Source organism: Paraburkholderia agricolaris, from assembly GCF_009455635.1.
Taxonomy (GTDB): domain Bacteria; phylum Pseudomonadota; class Gammaproteobacteria; order Burkholderiales; family Burkholderiaceae; genus Paraburkholderia; species Paraburkholderia agricolaris.
In genome coordinates, this window is sequence record NZ_QPER01000002.1 from 2181414 (window position 1) to 2197675 (window position 16262).

Sequence of the window (16262 nt, forward strand, 5' to 3'; positions counted from 1 at the left end):
ATTCTTTGTCTCAAAAACGGATATCTGCCGCCGCGCTGCACCGCGCGCCGTTCTCCGTCTACAGGACATCTGCCCTACGCGCGCAATGCAGCGCCCTGAGAGTCATGAACAAGCCGGTTTTGCCCCTGACGTACGAACAACTCGATCACTGGATCGAGTCGCTGCAACCCGCCTTGCTGGCGGAGCGGTTCACGCTGGCGATCGGCATTCTGCGCGGCGGCGCGCCGCTTGCGCTGATGGTTTCGCATGCGGTCGGCACGCCGGTTGCCTTTCTGCGCTACGACCGTCAGTCGCGCACGGCCGCCTGGGATTCGACGCTGCCGATCCCGCCCGCGGGTTCGAAAGTGCTGCTGTGCGAAGACATCGCGGGGCGCGGCTTTACGCTGACCGATTGCATCGCCTTCCTTCAGCAACAGGGACTCGAGGTCCGGACACTGACCGCCGCGGTCGACGATTTGAGCCGTACACAGCCCGATTATGCAATCGACGCGCGCGGCTACTTCGCGCTGTTTCCATGGGAGCGCCAGGCCTACACCGAGCGTTATCGCGCGGACTGGGAGCGCGTTGAAGCGGGCGCCGCGCCCGCCATGGCGAACGATCACGAATACGCCACCTACGCAATCGACCTCGACGGCATTCTGCTGCCCGACGTGCCGCTCGCGCGCTACGACGAGGATCTGGCCGCCGCGCTCGCCGAACGCGACGCGCTGCTGCCGTTCGAGGTGCTGCCGGGCATCGATCTGCAACGCGTGCGTACGATCATCACCGGCCGGCCGGAAGCGGATCGCGCGCGCACCGAAGCGTGGCTCGCGCGGCACGACTTCGGTCATATGCAACTGGTGATGCGCACGCCCGGCACGCACGATGAAAGCACCGCCGGCGCGGCCGCTCACAAGGCCGCGGCGGCATTGCGCGGCGGCGTCACGCATTTTGTCGAAAGCGACCCGGTGCAGGCACTGCTGATCGCGCAGCAGGCGCCGCTGCTGCGCGTGATCTGGTGGAACGCGCTCACGCAAACGGGAATGCTGGTCGGGGCGCGTGCGTGGACCTGATGGCGCGCCGGGCTTCGTTCACACTTCTTTTGCTTCTCTGATTTCCTTTCCTTCCCGCAGATGCAGATGCCGCGCCGCCCGCTGCGACGCGACGATAATCAGCTTCATGGTCGCACGCGTGGCGCCGACGAACAGCTTGCGTGCAATACGCTCGTCGAATGATTCGAAATCGACTTCGGTGAGAATCACGCACGGCGCCGCCTGCCCCTTGAAGCGATAGATCGACTCGAACAGCACGTCCCCTTCGCGGTAGGCCGGGTTGCCGAACAGATCGTATTTACCCGTGAAACTGCGCAGCCGATGTGGACCGAGATGGTCCTGCCCGGTCATCGCCGAGCCTTCGCGGCCGCGAAACGACAGCACCGCAATGTCCTGTTTGCGAAAGCCGAGCGACAACGCCTGCGTAATCGCCCGCTTGGTCGCATCGATGCTGCTTTCGGTAGCATTCGCTTCGTCGTAGACGGAAAGCGAAATATCGGAGCCGTCGAACGGACTGCCCGACGCCAGTCCCGCCGCGACCGGTACCGACGTGCCGACCACGTCGCGCACGTAGTCGAGAATGTCACGCGGACTGCGGTAGTTGGTGGTTTCCTTCAACGTGGTCCAGCCGGGCAGTTCAACCGGCTCACGCATATAGAGATTCTGCAGCGGATCTTCGAGCCACCACCACGCGGCGCCCGGCCGCAACAGCCGCTCGAGGGCAGCCACCCAGGGCTGCTGGAAATCCTGCCCTTCGTCGACGATCAGCACGTCGAATTGCCAGCGCGCGTCGATCGGCGTTTCGGCAAAAATCGTTTCAAGCTGGTTGAACACGTCGCCGGACTGAAAATCCGGCTCGCGGCCCGCGTCGCGCGCGACCCAGTCGCATAGCTGGTGATAGTTCGCCACCTTCGCCTCGGACGGCGCGACCCGCGCGATGTGATCCGCGAGCGGCCGGTTGAAACACACGTACAAAGGCCGCTGCCCGCGCGCCACCGCGTCTTTCATCACCTGCACCGCGAGTTGCGTTTTACCGGAGCCGGCCGTGCCGATCACGCGCAGCCGGAACGGCGAAAACTCGAGCCGCCGCGCCCAGGTAGCGAGGCCGCCCGCCAGCCGCGTCACGAGCGTGCCGGCCTGGCCGACCAGCGCGCTGGCGTCGGGTGCGAGCGCGAGTTCGTCGGCGAAAAAGTGGTGGATCTTCGGTGCGCAGGCAAGACGCGGTTCGTCGGCCGGCAAGGCTTCGCGAATGATCGCGGCCAGCCGGTCTTTACGCGTTGCGTCGACGATCCGCGCGGGATTGACGCCAGCAATGGCCGTGTCCTTGACGATGTGGTCCGGGCAATACAGCAGTTCTTCGATGAAATAAGTGCCCGCGCCGAACGCTGCGGTAAAGCGCCGGTGCAGCGTTTCGACGGTATGCGCGAGCGCGATCGCCACGTTGCGCTCCGTTTGAAGATAGACCTTGACGAGACCCTTCGGTGTTTCGCGCAGGAAACCGGTTTTCTGTTCGACGATCATCACGCGTCCGGCCGGGCTGACGATCACAAAATCGGCCTCGCCGAACACCGAAAAATTCTGGTTCAGGCGGGTCCAGTGCACGCCGTGATAGACGGTGTAGCCGTCAGGCAGCGCTTCTTCCAGTAATGCGAGGGTTTCGCGTTCGCGGGCCGCCGCGCCGGTGGCGGCGAGGCTCTTCCAGTCGTCGGGGACAATGCGGGCCATGCGGTGCCTCGTCGTATTCGGGTGCGCCCATTGTACGCAACGGCCACGCGTTGCCGGCGCTCAAACCCACTCGCATCGTGTATCGTTACTGGCTGAACGCCGCGCGCCGCGCGCGGCTTGCCACCTGTCAATGTTAAAAAGGATTTACCGGATGATTACAATCTGGGGACGCGCCAACTCGGTCAACGTGCAGAAAGTCTTGTGGTGTTGCGACGAACTGGTGCTGCCGTACGAACGCATCGACGCAGGGTTGCAATTCGGCCGCAATAATGAGCCCGACTATCTGGCCATGAACCCGACCGGCAAGATTCCGACGCTGGTCGACGACGACTTCGTGCTGTGGGAATCGAACTCGATCCTGCGCTATCTGGTGCTGCAATACGGGGAATCGAGCCTCCTCTATCCGTCCGAGCCGAAACTGCGCTCAAGTATCGACCGCTGGCTCGACTGGTCGCTCACCACGCTGCAACCCACGGAAAAACCGGTGTTCTGGGCTCTCGTGCGTACGCCCGCCGCCGAGCGCAATGCGGGCAAGCTCGTCACCGACCTTGCGGCGGTCACGTTGCTGTGGCGCTTGCTGGATAACCATCTGCAAGGCCGGTTCTTCCTTGAAGGGGAGAAGTTCACACTCGCCGATATCGTGATCGGCGCATACGCGAAACGCTGGTTCGGACTGGAAGGCATCGAACGGCCGCCGCTGCCGAATCTGGAACGCTGGTATTCGCGAATTGCGACGCGCGCGGGTTTCAAGAAATACGTCGATTTCGCGCTGACCTGACCCATCCGGCTACCACCCGAAAACATGACGATCAAGCTCTACGCATGGGGCACGCCGAATGGCCGCAAGGTCAGCGTCGCGCTCGAAGAAATGGAACTGCCGTACACGGTGCAACCGGTCAACATTGGCCGTGGCGAGCAGTTCCAGCCTGACTTTCTGCAGATCAGCCCAAACAACAAGATCCCTGCAATCGTCGACACGGACGGGCCGGACGGCCAGCCGATCAGTGTGTTCGAATCAGGTGCGGTGCTGCTGTATCTCGCCGAAAAAACCGGTAAATTCCTGCCGAAGACGCTGCGCGAACGTGTCCCGGTGCTTGAATGGCTGATGTGGCAAATGGGCGGTTTCGGGCCAATACCGGGTCAGGTGCACCACTTCGCCGCCCTCGAGTCTGTCACCGAGCGCGCCTATGGTCTCAAGCGCTATCTGGACGAAACCAACCGTTTATACGGCGTGCTCGACCGGCGCCTCGCACAAACGGAGTTCGTGGCGGGAGAATTGTCGGTGGCGGATTTCGCGATTCTCGGCTGGGCGTGGCGTCACGAACGACACAAAGTCGACCTCGCCACCTATCCGAATGTGCAACGCTGGTACGAGACACTGTTCGCACGGCCCGGCGTGCAGCGCGGCTTCGCCGTGAAGCTCGATTGAGTCCGGCGGCCTCATGCGTGGTGGCGGCGCGTTGCCTCGACCGGCAAGCGCACCGCACACCGGCACGGCACCGGGCACAGCAAAGCACGATGGCCTTTATAATCGACACATGAAGACCGCCAAGCCCGCCGCGACTGCTGAAAAAGCCACCCTTGCCACCTCCGCTCATCATCATGAGCCGGGGCACGTACACGGTGGCCACGGTGCATCGCAGGAAGCCGCCCTGACCCTCGCAGAAGAATATTGCCGCGAACGCGGCGAGAAACTCACGCCAATCCGCCGCAAAGTGCTCGAATTGCTGCTAAATTCCGGGCGCGCCACCAAGGCGTATTCGTTGCTCGACGACATGCGCCAGATCCATCCCGGTTCGGCGCCGCCTACGGTTTACCGGGCGCTCGATTTTCTGCTCTCGGCCGGACTCGTCCACCGCATCGAATCGATCAATGCGTTCACCGTTTGCCACGACCTCACGCAATGCCAGCACGGCATTCTGGTGGTCTGCCAGCAATGCGGCAACGTCACCGAACTGCATCAGCCCAAACTGCGCCAGGCGCTCGTCGCGCAAATCGAAGACGCGGGCTACCGCCTTGCCAGCGACGAGATCGAATTGAAGGGATTGTGTTCCGCCTGTCAGGCCGCGGAGGCTGCCAGTGCCAACGCCGCAGCACCGGTCGTTGCCGCCAAATAGCAGCAGTCGCTGCAAGCAGGTTTGCTGCCGCGCGAAAAACCGCCGCCGAAGATCCGGCGGCAGGCAACTGCCGCCCGCTTCCAAGATATCGATCAGCCCGCCGCGCGGGCGTCGATCGCGTCGTGCAGCAGGGTCACGAGGTCTTCCGGCAACGCCGGCTTGGTCATGAAATGCTGGAAGCCTTCGCCAATGCTACGCAAGCGGTAAGCGTCGTCGGTATGGCCCGTGAGCGCCACGGCCACCGCAGGCGCGTGATCGCCACGAATCTCGTGATCGCGCAGCCGCTGGATCAGGTAAAAACCGTCCATCGCCGGTAATTCCAGGTCACACACCACGGCATCAGGCAACAACCGCAGCGCCGCTTCGACGCCCGCTTCCGCATCCGCCACCGCGACGACATGCGCCCCTTCCCCCTCGAGTAACAAGGTCAGCGATTCCCGGCTAGCCGGGTCGTCTTCGACGAGCACGATCGTGGCCTGATCGAGTCTCAATACTCCGTTCATGTTCTGTTGTTGCTCAATAAAACCGGTTAGGCCGTTAGACGCGGCCAACGTATCGTCCTGCTGTGTGCCGCCGATTTTCGCGGCCGCGATCTTGCTGTCCATGGCTCCGACTCGATTTCGTGCGTCGAGTTGCATGCAGGCCCGCGATTGTAAAACGTGACCTGAGCACAATGCGTGCGCACGGTAACGTGCCAAAATTGCACGCCGATGAAAAAACCACCTTCGACACCCCTGCTCCGGCAGATAGATGCCGACACCCGATCCGCCGTGGCCACCGCTGCAAACCCATGTGCATCGCGTTGCCCATCCGGCGTCTTTCCTGATATCCGTGTTCCTTGCGACGCCGGTCGTGTTGCGCTCCTGTTGCGTTTTTCCGCGCGGCGTTTGCATCCACCGCTTAGGTAGCACGTGGCGTGCCTCAGCGCTCCCATTGGGTCCATCAGTCCTGTCGTTCACGCGCGGCGCCCGCATCGTGCGCGCGAAATCGCAGCGGCTGCGTTCAGCCACTGCAGCAAACGACATCTGAATGAGCTGGCTGGCGTGTCAGTCCGCTTTGCCGGGACCGACGCCATGCATCAGCAAGGCCACCACATGCCGGGTGATTTCCTCGCCGCCGATGTTGCGCCGCACGGGATCGTTACGCCAAAGCTTCGAGGCGGCTAGCGGCAAAATCGTCAGACCTAGCAGCGTGACGAATACCAGCGAAGGTTCAAGCCCCGCATTCAGGCGCCCTTCCTTCTGCCAGCGCGCGATGGCTGACAGCGACGCCTTCTGGTTCGCGTCGCCGAACCGTTCATGCATGCGTTGGCGAAGCAGGCCGCCGTCGCTGATCACTTCGCGCACCCACAGCGACGGAAACCACGGGTGCTCGTGCGCCACCTGCATCAAACGCCGCGTGAGCTGCGTGATGGCCGCAACCGGATCGTCGGGATTTTCCTGAAACGGCACGCCGAATGTTGCGCGTAGCGGAGCGAAACGCTCGTCGATCAGCACGTCGAGCAGTTGCTCGCGCGTCTTGAAGTAGTAATGCATCATCGCCGGCGTGAAACCCGCCTCGCGGGCAATCTCCCCAAGCGTCGTATCGACGATGCCCTGCCGCGCAAACAAGGCAAGCGCGGCATCCAGCAGACGGCTGCGCTGCTCCGGGCCACGCGCCGAGCCCGAAGGCCGGCCCGGGCGCCGCGCCGGCGCGGCCTTCTCCGGTTCGCCCACAACAGTTGACGCGGTTGACGCGGTTGACGCGGCCGGCTCCGCAAGCTTGCGCGCCTTCGCGGCCGCCGTGTTGCGCGGCGCGCGCTTCACTTGCTGTTCATCTGACGAAATCCTTGCCATTGCATTCAGTTTGACGGTTGACTCAATGTCGCATATATTAATCTCCAAATTAATTAATTTCAACACCGTGGTGCCATGAACCAATCGACAACGACTCAACCCGCCGTGCTCATGCAGCCCGGTGCGCAACCGGACGTGCAGTCTGGCCCTCAGGCCGCCGACCATCCGCCGATCCGCCTGCTGTTTCCGGCGTTACTGCTGGTCATGCTGCTCGCCGCGCTCGATCAGACGATCGTTTCGACCGCGCTGCCGACCATCGTTGGAGAACTCGGCGGGCTCAACAACCTGTCATGGGTGGTGACCGCCTACCTCCTCACCTCCACCATCGTCGTACCGCTGTACGGCAAGTTCGGCGATCTGTTCGGCCGTAAGATCGTGCTGCAGACCGCGATCGTGGTGTTCCTCGTCGGTTCCGCGCTGTGCGGCATCGCCCAGAACATGACCCAGCTGATTCTGCTGCGCGCGCTGCAAGGGCTCGGCGGCGGCGGTCTGCTGGTCGTCACGATGGCGGCGATCGGGGACGTGATTCCACCGGCCGAACGCGGCCGCTACCAGGGCGTATTCGGCGGCGTATTCGGTCTCGCAACGGTGATCGGACCGCTGCTTGGCGGCTTTCTTGTCGAGCACCTGTCATGGCGCTGGATTTTCTACATCAACCTGCCGCTCGGCGTCATTTCGCTGGTGGTGATCGGCGCAGTCTTCAAACCGCACGTGCGGCACGTGAAGCACACCATCGACTACATGGGCGCCGCGTTTCTCGCCGGCGCGCTCACCTGCATCATCCTGTTTACGAGCCAGGGCGGCACGATCCTGCCGTGGTCGTCGCCGCAGTTGTGGTTCACGCTCGGAATGGGGCTCGTGGCAATCTGGGGTTTCATCCACGAAGAGCGCACTGCCGCCGAACCGATCATGCCGCTCGAACTCTTCAAACAGCGCACGTTTTTGTTGAGCAGTCTGATCGGTTTCATCATCGGCGTATCGCTGTTCGGTTCGGTCACTTTCCTGCCGCTGTACTTGCAGGTAGTCAAAGGCTCGACACCGTCACAGGCCGGCATGCAAATGCTGCCGATGATGGGCGGTCTGTTCGTGATGTCGATGGTAACCGGCCGTTTGATCAGCAGGATCGGCAAGTACCGCATGTTCCCGATCGCCGGCACGTTCCTCGTGGCCGTGGCAATGCTGCTACTCGCGCGCCTGCAGATCGGCACACCGATTCATGTGATGTATGTCGATATGGGCATACTCGGCTGTGGCCTAGGCATGGTGATGCAGGTGCTGATTCTCGCCGTGCAGAATACGGTCGAGTTCAAACATATGGGTGTCGCCACGTCGGGCGCAACGCTGTTCCGTTCGATCGGCGGCTCGATCGGCGTCGCCAGTTTTGGTGCGGTGTTTTCGAACGGCCTGGCCGCGCGCCTGGCAACGCTGATTCCGCCCAATACCGAATTGCCGCACGCGCTCGGGCCGGCCGCCATCCATCAGTTGCCTGAAGCGTTGCGCGACGATTATCTGCTGGCGTTTGCCGGCGCGTTGCACACGGTTTATCTGTCGGCGGCCTGCGTGGTTGTACTGGCCTTCGTGCTCGCGTGGCTTCTGAAGGATCATCCGCTGCGCAAGCACTGATCCCGTATCACGTCTGCCGCGCGTGTTTTCTGCAAGCGCTTGATGACGAGGTCGAACGCCGTGGGCTTCGACCTCGTTCTGTTTCATCTCCCCTGCCGTTTTTGCCGATCGCGCTTTCGCGTCATTGCCTGCACATCGTGAACTTGCAAGCGCGTATGAAAAAAACACGCCACCCGTTCGTTCTGCCGACATATGAAGTGTTTCGTCGTACCTACAAATGAGCGCTCCGGCATCTGAAGTAGGTGAGAACGTCGATTGACGTTCTCCGCGAAACGCCACATATTGCAAGCAGCGGAATCGCAAGCGAGGACTTGCGCCCCAAGGTTCTCCAGTGCATGTGGATCGTGATTTTCGCAGGCGTTTCACCTGCCTCAAACCGATCTGGAGCATGCCGTAACGACGTTGTTTTCCACAGGTGGGTCCACAGCATGTCCACCCAGACAATACTCGGCCAGGATTTCCCGATGCCCTGCAGACGCTGTGGCGGCGCTCTGTACCGGCAGGTCGACTATTGTCCGTATTGCGGCGCGGTGCATCCACTCGACGCAGATCCGCACAAACGCGTCGTGATTCCCGGCAGCCGCGCCAGCGCGATGAGCAAGAGCGCGCAAAAAAGCAGCTTCGATCCGACAAAGCCAAGCGGAACCGGACTCGCTGCGCAGACGGCGCTCACCGACGAAGCCACGCCTATCGAGCCGCCAATGCAAGCGCCAATGCAAGCGCCGGTACTGGCGACGCTGCCCCCGCGCGGCGACCCGCCACTCGCCGAGCCGCCGCATTCTGACGGCCGCGGCATGTTCCCGATGCGCCGGGTACTGATCGCGATCGCGGTCATTGGCGCAATCGGGCTAGCGTATGTCGCTTATGCGCTATTCAGCGGCGACCACGAATCGCAGAACGGCAACACCGAGCAAACGGCAGATAATCCCCAGGACGCCAGAACGGCGACCGGCACGATTGCGCTATACACGCCTGCCCCGCCTGCCACATCTGCACCGTCGACGAACCCGGCTGCCGCGAGCAAGTCCACTGCTCTCGCGAATCCTGCCAATCCCTCGAAGACCGCACCGGCGATTCCAGTCACACCAATCGCGCCGCCGATGGCCGTGCCCGCAAAACCACTGGCGCCGCAGTTCCGCGATGCCGCGCAAGCGCTACAGGCAGCACGTCTGGCGCTCCACGCCAACGATCTGTCCGCGGCACAAGCGGCGCTCGGCGCAGTGCAAACATTGCAACCCGGCAACGCCGACGCGCAAGATCTGGCGACGGAATTGAAACCCCTCGCCGCGCATCGCGACGCCGCGTTGCAGGCAGCGCAAGCGTGTGCGGCGCAGCAGTCGTGGAACTGCGCACGTCAGCACGCCAACGAGGCACTCTCTATCGACACCGGCAACGACACCGCGAAGACGATCCTCGCACTCGTGATTCGCGAGACAGGTTGGGCACCGCTCAAGCCGCACGCTGCGATAGACAGTCCGGTCGGCGATCAATCGTTTGGATACCGAATTACATAGCTGTTTTTGAAACCGCCCGAAGCATCACCAGACCGATTTCACCGGCGATCGAGCGGCCTCTGAGCGGCAACAGACGGACACGGCACGCACAGCGCATAAACATGTGATGGCAGGCGGGTTCACCGGTGTCTCACAGGTGCCGGCGCGCCAGGCAGTTCAACCTTGACCGATAGGTAGATAGACCATGCTGAAGACACTTTTGGCGGGATGCCTTGGGCTGTTGCTGACGGTCATGTCATCGTTGGCGAGTGCCGAACCCGCGCACTACAAGATCGTCACCGGCCCGGAACGGGGCACGTATATTCAGATCGGCCAGGATCTGTCGAAATGGGTGGCGCAACCGGCCGGCATCGACCTGGAAGTACTGGCCTCGAAAGGCTCGGCCGAAAACGTGCAGCGCATGCGCTTCGAGCCGGGCGTGAAGCTCGCGCTGGTGCAGTCCGATGTGTATCAGGCTTACATCGATATGGCCAACGCGGGCAACGCCGACGCCGGCACGGCAATCCGGCCGCTACGACTGATCATGCCGCTGTACGACGAGGAAATTAACGTCGTGGTCCGTGCCGACTCGCCGATGAAAACCCTCGCCGACATCAAGGACAAGAGCATCAGCGTGGGCCTGATCGGCAGCGGCACCGCTCAATCGGCCACGACCCTCTATCACCTGATGTTTGGACAGACCATTCCCGAGCAGAACATCCAGCACCTGAGCAACGAAGACGCTCTGGCCGCGCTGATCGTCAGGAAGGTGGATGTGGCGATCATCGTGGTCGGACAGCCGGCCAACCTGTTCAACGAAATGAACCCTGAATTGCTGCAACAGATCCGCCTGCTGAAGGCCGATCCCGCCGCGCCCGAAACCGCCCGCGCCAAACAGACCTATTTTCCTGCCACAATCCGCGCCACCAGCTATCCGAACTGGCTGAAGGAAGACGTCCCGACGTTGACGGTGAAGGCCTTTCTCGTCACCTACGACTATGGTCTGCGCGACACCGTCGGCAATCTGAATCATTTTGCCGACTCGCTGTGCGCCAACTTCGACAATCTTCAGGAGCACGGGCATCCCAAGTGGAAGCAGGTCAAACTCGAATTGCCCACGCTCGTACGGGGATGGAAATACTACGGCCCCGTGGAGAAACATTTGCGCGCGTGCCTCGCGAACCGGAGCGCGGCGATCAGCGCGACCGCAGCGCAGGCTGCGCAAAAACCGCGTTCAGCCTGCACGGATCAGGAGCGGCTGCTTCTGCTGTGCAAGTAAGGCCGCGTGCTGGTGGCGAGAACTGTGCATTCAGGCATGCGCCTTCGATACGGCCGACACCTCCATCGCCCGTTGCAGCGCCTCGTACACCTTGGGCCGGTTGCATTGCGACACGTTAAAGCGCAGGAAGCCGGCCGCCGATTGCGATGCGCTGAACACATTACCCGGTGCGAACACGACGCTCTCGGCTAACGCGTGACGCGCGACGTCGGCGGCGTCGAGCGCATCCGGCAGGCACGCCCAAACGAAAATACCGGCCCGTGGCCGGGTCCACACTTCAAGACCTGCATAGCCCAGCCGCCTGATTGTTTCGCCCATGGCGTCCGCGAGTTTCGCGCGCATCGATTCCAGATGCCGCCGGTACGTGCCGTCCACCAGCAGACGATGCACCACGCTCGCCGCCAGTTGGCCATTGCCGAACGAAGTGGCCAGCTTCAGATCGACCAGCGGTTCGACCCACTCGCTGCGCGCCGCGATGTAGCCGCAGCGCACGGCCGCGGACAACGTCTTCGAAAAACTGCCGATCGAGACCACCCGCGCGAGCCCGTCGAACGCTGCGAGACGCGGTGCCGGTTCGTCCTCGAAGTCGGCGAAGATATCGTCCTCGACGATCAGCAGATCGTGCTCGCCCGCCAGTTTCAGCAAGCGGTGCGCGATAGCCGGCGCCAGCGTGGCGCCCGTCGGATTGTGGATCGCGGAATTGGTCACGTAGAGCCGCGGCCGATGCTCGATCAGCGCCCGCTCGAATGCCGCCAGATCCGGCCCGTTCGGCGTATAAGGCACACCGACGATGCGGGCGCGATGCGCGCGCAGCAGCGCCTGAAAGTTGAAGTAGCACGGATCGTCGATCAGGACCGTGTCGCCGGGTTCCAGCAGAAAGCGGCAGACGAGATCGAGCGCGTGCGTGCCGCCGTCGGTCAGCACGATCTGCTCTGGCGGCGCTTCCACGCCATGCTGCGCGAGCCGCCAGGCGAGTTGCTGGCGCAGCGCGGGCAGGCCGAGCGGGCTCGCATAGTCGGCCAGCGGCGCCTGCGGATCGCGCGCCAGGGCGCGCAAAGCGCGGCGCACACCGTCTTCCGGCAGCCATGACGACGGCATCCAGCCGCAGCCGGGTTTGAACACCTTTGCACCGGCCTCCAGCGACTGCCGCGTAAGCCACAACGGATCGACCTCGCGATCCAGCCGCGGCCCGAGATCGGAGAGCGCGAGCGGCGGCGCATGGCCGGACACGAAAAAACCGGAACCGCGCCGCGCCACGATCACCCCTTCCGCGACCAGCCGGTCGTACGCTTCCACCACGGTCGACTTCGACACACCGAGTGTTTCCGTCATCGCGCGGATCGACGGCACACGCGCGCCCGGCATCAACGAACGGCCGGCAATGCGCTCGCGCAGGCTGTCCATCACCGCGCCGACCCGCGTGCCGGCCGGCGCGCCCGGGCTCATCCGGCTGCTATCACTTTCCGCCATCTGTACTGCTCCATGTTCGGTACAGTTTGTACGAATTGTACTGATCCGTAGCTTACCCTTTATCGTCCAAAAGCGGATGCTAGGCGTATTATTTGCAATCCGCATGGACTCTTCCAATGGACAAGACAACAAACGGCTGGGTGAGCGGCATGGTGGGCGTACTGATTTTCAGCGGCTCGCTGCCCGCCACCCGCATCGCCGTGCAGGGCCTCGATCCGGTGTTTCTGACGGTCGCCCGCGCGACCATCGCCGGCACGCTGGGGCTATTGCTACTGCTGGTGTTTCGCGAGGCCCGGCCCGCCAGGCGCGATCTCATTCCACTGGTGGTGGTCGCGCTCGGCGTGGTGGTCGGCTTTCCACTCCTGACCGCCCTCGCGCTGCGCCACGTGAACGCCGCGCACGCCGTGGTGTTCGTCGGACTCCTGCCGCTGTCCACCGCGATCTTCGGCGTGCTGCGCGGCGGCGAGCGCCCGCAAGCGGCGTTCTGGCTGTTCTCGGCGCTCGGCAGCGGCGCGGTGGTCGCGTTCGCGTTGCGCCACGGCCTCGACGCGTCGCCGCTCGGCGATGCGCTAATGCTGGCGGCAATCATCGTCTGCGGCCTTGGTTATGCAGAAGGCGCACGGCTGTCGCGTCATCTCGGCGGCTGGCAGGTCATTTCTTGGGCGCTGGTACTGTCGCTGCCCTTGATGCTGCCGCTCGCCTGGTGGACGCGCCCGGCATCATTTGAAGGAGTAAGCCACGCGGCGCTGTGGGGGCTCGCCTATGTGTCGCTCTTTAGCATGCTGATCGGCTTCGTGTTCTGGTATCGCGGGCTGGCGCTCGGCGGCATCGCGGGGGTCGGGCAGTTGCAGTTGCTGCAGCCGTTCTTCGGCCTGCTGCTCGCCGGTCTGCTGCTGCACGAACAGATACCGCCCGCGATGATTCTGGTGACCGTCGTGGTGGTGGCGTGTGTGGCGGGCGCCCGGCGCTTCTCGCGGGCCACGCCGGTGCGGCCGGCAGTCTGAGCGAAGTCTCGCCGGTGGCTCGTCCACGCGTGCGCATCCTCATTTTCAGGACCGCGCAACGCCTGGGTATTCGTTGAATGCGGGTTGAATATGTCATCATCCCGATGATCGATCCACTACCCGCACCGCGACTACGATGCCGACCGCTTTTGCACAAACCGTCGAAGCCCGCTTTGCCGAACTCACGCCCACCTCCAAGCGTGTCGCCAGTTACATGCTGGCGAATCTCGAACGGCTCGGCCTTGAAACCGCCGACCAGATCGCCCAGCAAGCCGGCACCAGTGGCATTTCGGTGGGCCGGTTCCTGCGCAGCATCGGCTACCAGAATCTCGACGATCTGAAGCGCGAACTGCGCGGCGCCCAGGAGCGCCCGTGGCTGATCACCGACCGGCTCGACGCGTTTCGCCGCACCTCCGGCCAGCACGGCGAAACGCCACCCGCGGCAAACGGGCCCGACATCGCCCATCTCGCTCCGAATCCGGCTCTCGCCCAATCGCTCGAACTTGAAATCGGCGCGATCCAGTATGTCTATCAGCTCGCGCAGTCGCCGGTGTTTGCCCGCGTAGCCGAACGCATTTCGAATGCGGACGCTGTCTATATTCTCGGCATTCAGTCCACGCGCGGCATCAGCAACGCGTTCTACAGCTACCTCGAGTACCTCCGCCCACGCGTGTTCTATTCCGACGGCATGTCGGGTTCGTATGTCGATTCACTGAACTCCGAGTTCAAGTCGCCCTATCTGATCGTCACCGATACACGCGCCTACTCGATGATCGCGCGCCGTTATTGCGAAGCCGCCACGCGCCGCGGCCTGCCCTTCGCGCTCGTCACCGATATTTACTGTCCGTGGGCACGCGAGTTCGACGGCGATCTTTTGCAGGTGAAGACCGATGTCGGCCAGTTCTGGGATTCGCTGGCGCCGCTCACCTGCCTGTTCAACCTGCTGATCTCGGCGATTGTCGAACGGCTCGGGCCGGGTATCGACGAACGTGTTGCACGCAATCGCGAACTGCAAAGCGAATTCGATCAGTTCGATCTTTGAAGCGGCTGTCACCGTACTCGCGTACCTCGATCGCCGTCAGGATGCCGTCGTGGCCGCCGCTTCACCGCCGAGATACGCGTCGCGAATCCGCTCGTCGCCGAGCAGCGATTCGGCCGTGCCTTCAAGTACGACACGGCCGGTCTGCAACACATAGCCGTAATGCGCGATCTCCAGTGCAAGGCTGGCGTTCTGCTCGACCATGAAGAAGGTCACGCCCTGCCGGTTGATCGTGTCGATCAGTTCCAGCACCTTGTCGACGTAGAGCGGTGACAAACCCATGGTGGGTTCGTCCATGCAGATCAGCTTGGGCCGGCTCATCAGCGCGCGCGCCATGGCCAGCATCTGCTGTTCGCCGCCTGAGAGCGTGCCGGCCTTTTGCGTCAGACGCTCTTTCACACGCGGGAAAAGACCCAGCACGCGCTCATAGTCTTCGTCGATCGCCGCGCGGTCGCGCCGCGTATAGGCGCCCATCAGCAGATTTTCACGCACCGTCATGTCGCCGAACAGCCGCCGCGCTTCCGGCACCGAGCCGACACCGCGCCTCACGATCTGCGGCGTGCTGAGGCCGCCGATCGCCTCGCCTTCGAACGTGATGCTGCCGGCACGCGGCTTGTGCAGACCGAGAATCAGCTTCATCGTGGTCGACTTGCCGCTCGCGTTGCCGCCGAGCAGACTCACGATCTGCCCGCGCCGCACTTGAAAATTGACGTCGAAATGCACCTGGACGGGGCCGTAGAACGTTTCGATATGTTCGAGTTTCAGTAAAGCATCGCTCATCGTCGATATTCCAGCAAAAGTTCAGGCGGCCACGCGCACGGTCGCCGCGCCGCCGACATTGCGATGGCCCAGATATGCCTCGATCACACGCGGATCGTTGCGCACCTCGCGTGGCAGGCCTTCGGCGATTTTCCCGCCGTTGTCGAGCACGATCACGCGATCCGACAGCCGCATCACCATGTCGAGTTTGTGTTCGATCAGCAGGATGGTCAGCCCGCGCGCTTTCAGTTGTTGAATCAGCACCAGCATTTCGGCGGTTTCGGACTCGTTCATGCCGGCGGTCGGCTCGTCGAGCAGCAGAATGCGCGGATGCAACGCGAGCGCGCGGGCAATCTCGACCCGCCGCCGGTTCGCATACGACAGGCTGTGAGCCGGATGATCGATGCGCGGCGTCAGGCGTTCACCGAATCCGGCAATAATCTCGCGCACTTCGTCGCGCAGCGCCGCATCTTCACGGCGAACCGAAGCCGGTCCGACGAGCGCGCGCGCGACTTCGGCAATAGCGCCCACGATCGGCCAACCCGTACGCGCGACACGCAAACGCGCATGCGCGCCGATCAACACGTTATCGAGCACGCTGAGATTGCCGAATACCCGGCCATGTTGAAAGGTCCTCGCCAGTCCGAGCGCGGCCAGCTTTTCCGGCCGCACGCCGGTGATGTCGCGGCCGTCGAAACGCACGCTGCCCGCGTCCGGCGTATCGAGCCCGGTGATCAGATTGAACAGCGTCGACTTGCCCGCGCCGTTCGGCCCGATCACGCTGATCAGTTCGCCTTCCGAAATCGACAGATCGACTCCGTTCACCGCAGTCAGTCCGCCAAAGCGCCGCGTCACGCCGCGCACGTCGAGAAGAGTCTGTGTCATGT

General features: G+C 63.1%; 15 protein-coding genes. 9 read left to right on the forward strand and 6 right to left on the reverse strand.

Translation table 11 applies throughout. The features are described from left to right. Window positions 1-104: 104 nt before the first annotated feature. Complete coding sequence (locus tag GH665_RS31075; protein ID WP_153140986.1) at window positions 105-1052, forward strand: phosphoribosyltransferase; 948 nt, start codon at window positions 105-107, stop codon at window positions 1050-1052. An 18-nt stretch (window positions 1053-1070) separates the two neighbouring features. On the opposite strand, the gene GH665_RS31080 is transcribed toward GH665_RS31075, so the two are convergent. Beyond that, window positions 1071-2756 (reverse strand): ATP-binding domain-containing protein, encoded by a 1686-nt coding sequence (locus tag GH665_RS31080; protein ID WP_153140987.1) that lies wholly within the window; start codon window positions 2754-2756, stop codon window positions 1071-1073. Between the two features lie 151 nt (window positions 2757-2907). Here GH665_RS31080 and GH665_RS31085 point away from each other — a divergent pair, with 151 nt between their 5' ends. The 3 genes from GH665_RS31085 (at window position 2908) to GH665_RS31095 (ending at window position 4873) form a co-directional block, all read left to right on the forward strand. Next, entirely contained in the window at window positions 2908-3534 is a 627-nt protein-coding gene (locus tag GH665_RS31085; protein ID WP_153140988.1) for a glutathione S-transferase family protein, read from the forward strand. A gap of 24 nt (window positions 3535-3558) precedes the next feature. Continuing rightward, a complete protein-coding gene (locus GH665_RS31090) occupies window positions 3559-4185 on the forward strand; it encodes a glutathione S-transferase family protein (RefSeq protein WP_153140989.1) in 627 nt (208 codons plus the stop codon). 109 nt (window positions 4186-4294) lie between these two features. Further along, the gene (locus GH665_RS31095) at window positions 4295-4873 is read left to right on the forward strand and encodes a Fur family transcriptional regulator (protein WP_153140990.1); all 579 of its coding nucleotides are present in this window, start codon (window positions 4295-4297) and stop codon (window positions 4871-4873) included. Window positions 4874-4965: 92 nt separating this feature from the next. On the opposite strand, the gene GH665_RS31100 is transcribed toward GH665_RS31095, so the two are convergent. After that, entirely contained in the window at window positions 4966-5478 is a 513-nt protein-coding gene (locus tag GH665_RS31100; protein WP_153140991.1) for a response regulator, read from the reverse strand. 441 nt (window positions 5479-5919) lie between these two features. Then, a complete protein-coding gene (locus GH665_RS31105) occupies window positions 5920-6708 on the reverse strand; it encodes a TetR/AcrR family transcriptional regulator (protein ID WP_153140992.1) in 789 nt (262 codons plus the stop codon). 111 nt (window positions 6709-6819) lie between these two features. Here GH665_RS31105 and GH665_RS31110 point away from each other — a divergent pair, with 111 nt between their 5' ends. From GH665_RS31110 to GH665_RS31120, 3 genes are all read left to right on the forward strand, one after another. Beyond that, window positions 6820-8331 (forward strand): MDR family MFS transporter, encoded by a 1512-nt coding sequence (locus GH665_RS31110; RefSeq protein ID WP_153142382.1) that lies wholly within the window; start codon window positions 6820-6822, stop codon window positions 8329-8331. Window positions 8332-8759: 428 nt separating this feature from the next. Continuing rightward, window positions 8760-9845 (forward strand): hypothetical protein, encoded by a 1086-nt coding sequence (locus tag GH665_RS31115; protein WP_153140993.1) that lies wholly within the window; start codon window positions 8760-8762, stop codon window positions 9843-9845. A gap of 184 nt (window positions 9846-10029) precedes the next feature. Continuing rightward, entirely contained in the window at window positions 10030-11103 is a 1074-nt protein-coding gene (locus GH665_RS31120) for a TAXI family TRAP transporter solute-binding subunit (RefSeq protein ID WP_153140994.1), read from the forward strand. Window positions 11104-11133: 30 nt separating this feature from the next. On the opposite strand, the gene GH665_RS31125 is transcribed toward GH665_RS31120, so the two are convergent. Continuing rightward, on the reverse strand, window positions 11134-12573 hold the full coding sequence (locus GH665_RS31125) for an aminotransferase-like domain-containing protein (RefSeq protein ID WP_153140995.1): 1440 nt from the start codon (window positions 12571-12573) through the stop codon (window positions 11134-11136). Window positions 12574-12689: 116 nt separating this feature from the next. Here GH665_RS31125 and GH665_RS31130 point away from each other — a divergent pair, with 116 nt between their 5' ends. Both GH665_RS31130 and sapR read left to right on the forward strand, forming a co-directional pair. Next, a complete protein-coding gene (locus GH665_RS31130; protein WP_153140996.1) occupies window positions 12690-13577 on the forward strand; it encodes a DMT family transporter in 888 nt (295 codons plus the stop codon). Between the two features lie 136 nt (window positions 13578-13713). Next, window positions 13714-14619, forward strand: a complete 906-nt coding sequence (gene sapR, locus GH665_RS31135; protein WP_153140997.1) for a sap1 transcriptional regulator SapR — start codon at window positions 13714-13716, stop codon at window positions 14617-14619. Window positions 14620-14655: 36 nt separating this feature from the next. Here sapR and GH665_RS31140 read toward each other — a convergent pair whose 3' ends face one another. Together GH665_RS31140 and GH665_RS31145 are read right to left on the reverse strand one after the other, a co-directional pair. Then, a complete protein-coding gene (locus GH665_RS31140) occupies window positions 14656-15396 on the reverse strand; it encodes an ABC transporter ATP-binding protein (protein ID WP_028197326.1) in 741 nt (246 codons plus the stop codon). Window positions 15397-15417: 21 nt separating this feature from the next. Continuing rightward, a complete protein-coding gene (locus GH665_RS31145) occupies window positions 15418-16260 on the reverse strand; it encodes an ABC transporter ATP-binding protein (RefSeq protein WP_153140998.1) in 843 nt (280 codons plus the stop codon). Window positions 16261-16262 lie beyond the last annotated feature (2 nt).

Bases quoted from the DNA above. Each gene is read 5' to 3' on its own strand.
- GH665_RS31075 (WP_153140986.1), top strand. From the start codon at position 105: ATGAACAAGCCGGTTTTGCCCCTGACGTACGAACAACTCGATCACTGG.
- GH665_RS31080 (WP_153140987.1), bottom strand. From the start codon at position 2,756: ATGGCCCGCATTGTCCCCGACGACTGGAAGAGCCTCGCCGCCACCGGC.
- GH665_RS31085 (WP_153140988.1), top strand. From the start codon at position 2,908: ATGATTACAATCTGGGGACGCGCCAACTCGGTCAACGTGCAGAAAGTC.
- GH665_RS31090 (WP_153140989.1), top strand. From the start codon at position 3,559: ATGACGATCAAGCTCTACGCATGGGGCACGCCGAATGGCCGCAAGGTC.
- GH665_RS31095 (WP_153140990.1), top strand. From the start codon at position 4,295: ATGAAGACCGCCAAGCCCGCCGCGACTGCTGAAAAAGCCACCCTTGCC.
- GH665_RS31100 (WP_153140991.1), bottom strand. From the start codon at position 5,478: ATGGACAGCAAGATCGCGGCCGCGAAAATCGGCGGCACACAGCAGGAC.
- GH665_RS31105 (WP_153140992.1), bottom strand. From the start codon at position 6,708: ATGGCAAGGATTTCGTCAGATGAACAGCAAGTGAAGCGCGCGCCGCGC.
- GH665_RS31110 (WP_153142382.1), top strand. From the start codon at position 6,820: ATGCAGCCCGGTGCGCAACCGGACGTGCAGTCTGGCCCTCAGGCCGCC.
- GH665_RS31115 (WP_153140993.1), top strand. From the start codon at position 8,760: ATGTCCACCCAGACAATACTCGGCCAGGATTTCCCGATGCCCTGCAGA.
- GH665_RS31120 (WP_153140994.1), top strand. From the start codon at position 10,030: ATGCTGAAGACACTTTTGGCGGGATGCCTTGGGCTGTTGCTGACGGTC.
- GH665_RS31125 (WP_153140995.1), bottom strand. From the start codon at position 12,573: ATGGCGGAAAGTGATAGCAGCCGGATGAGCCCGGGCGCGCCGGCCGGC.
- GH665_RS31130 (WP_153140996.1), top strand. From the start codon at position 12,690: ATGGACAAGACAACAAACGGCTGGGTGAGCGGCATGGTGGGCGTACTG.
- sapR (WP_153140997.1), top strand. From the start codon at position 13,714: ATGCCGACCGCTTTTGCACAAACCGTCGAAGCCCGCTTTGCCGAACTC.
- GH665_RS31140 (WP_028197326.1), bottom strand. From the start codon at position 15,396: ATGAGCGATGCTTTACTGAAACTCGAACATATCGAAACGTTCTACGGC.
- GH665_RS31145 (WP_153140998.1), bottom strand. From the start codon at position 16,260: ATGACACAGACTCTTCTCGACGTGCGCGGCGTGACGCGGCGCTTTGGC.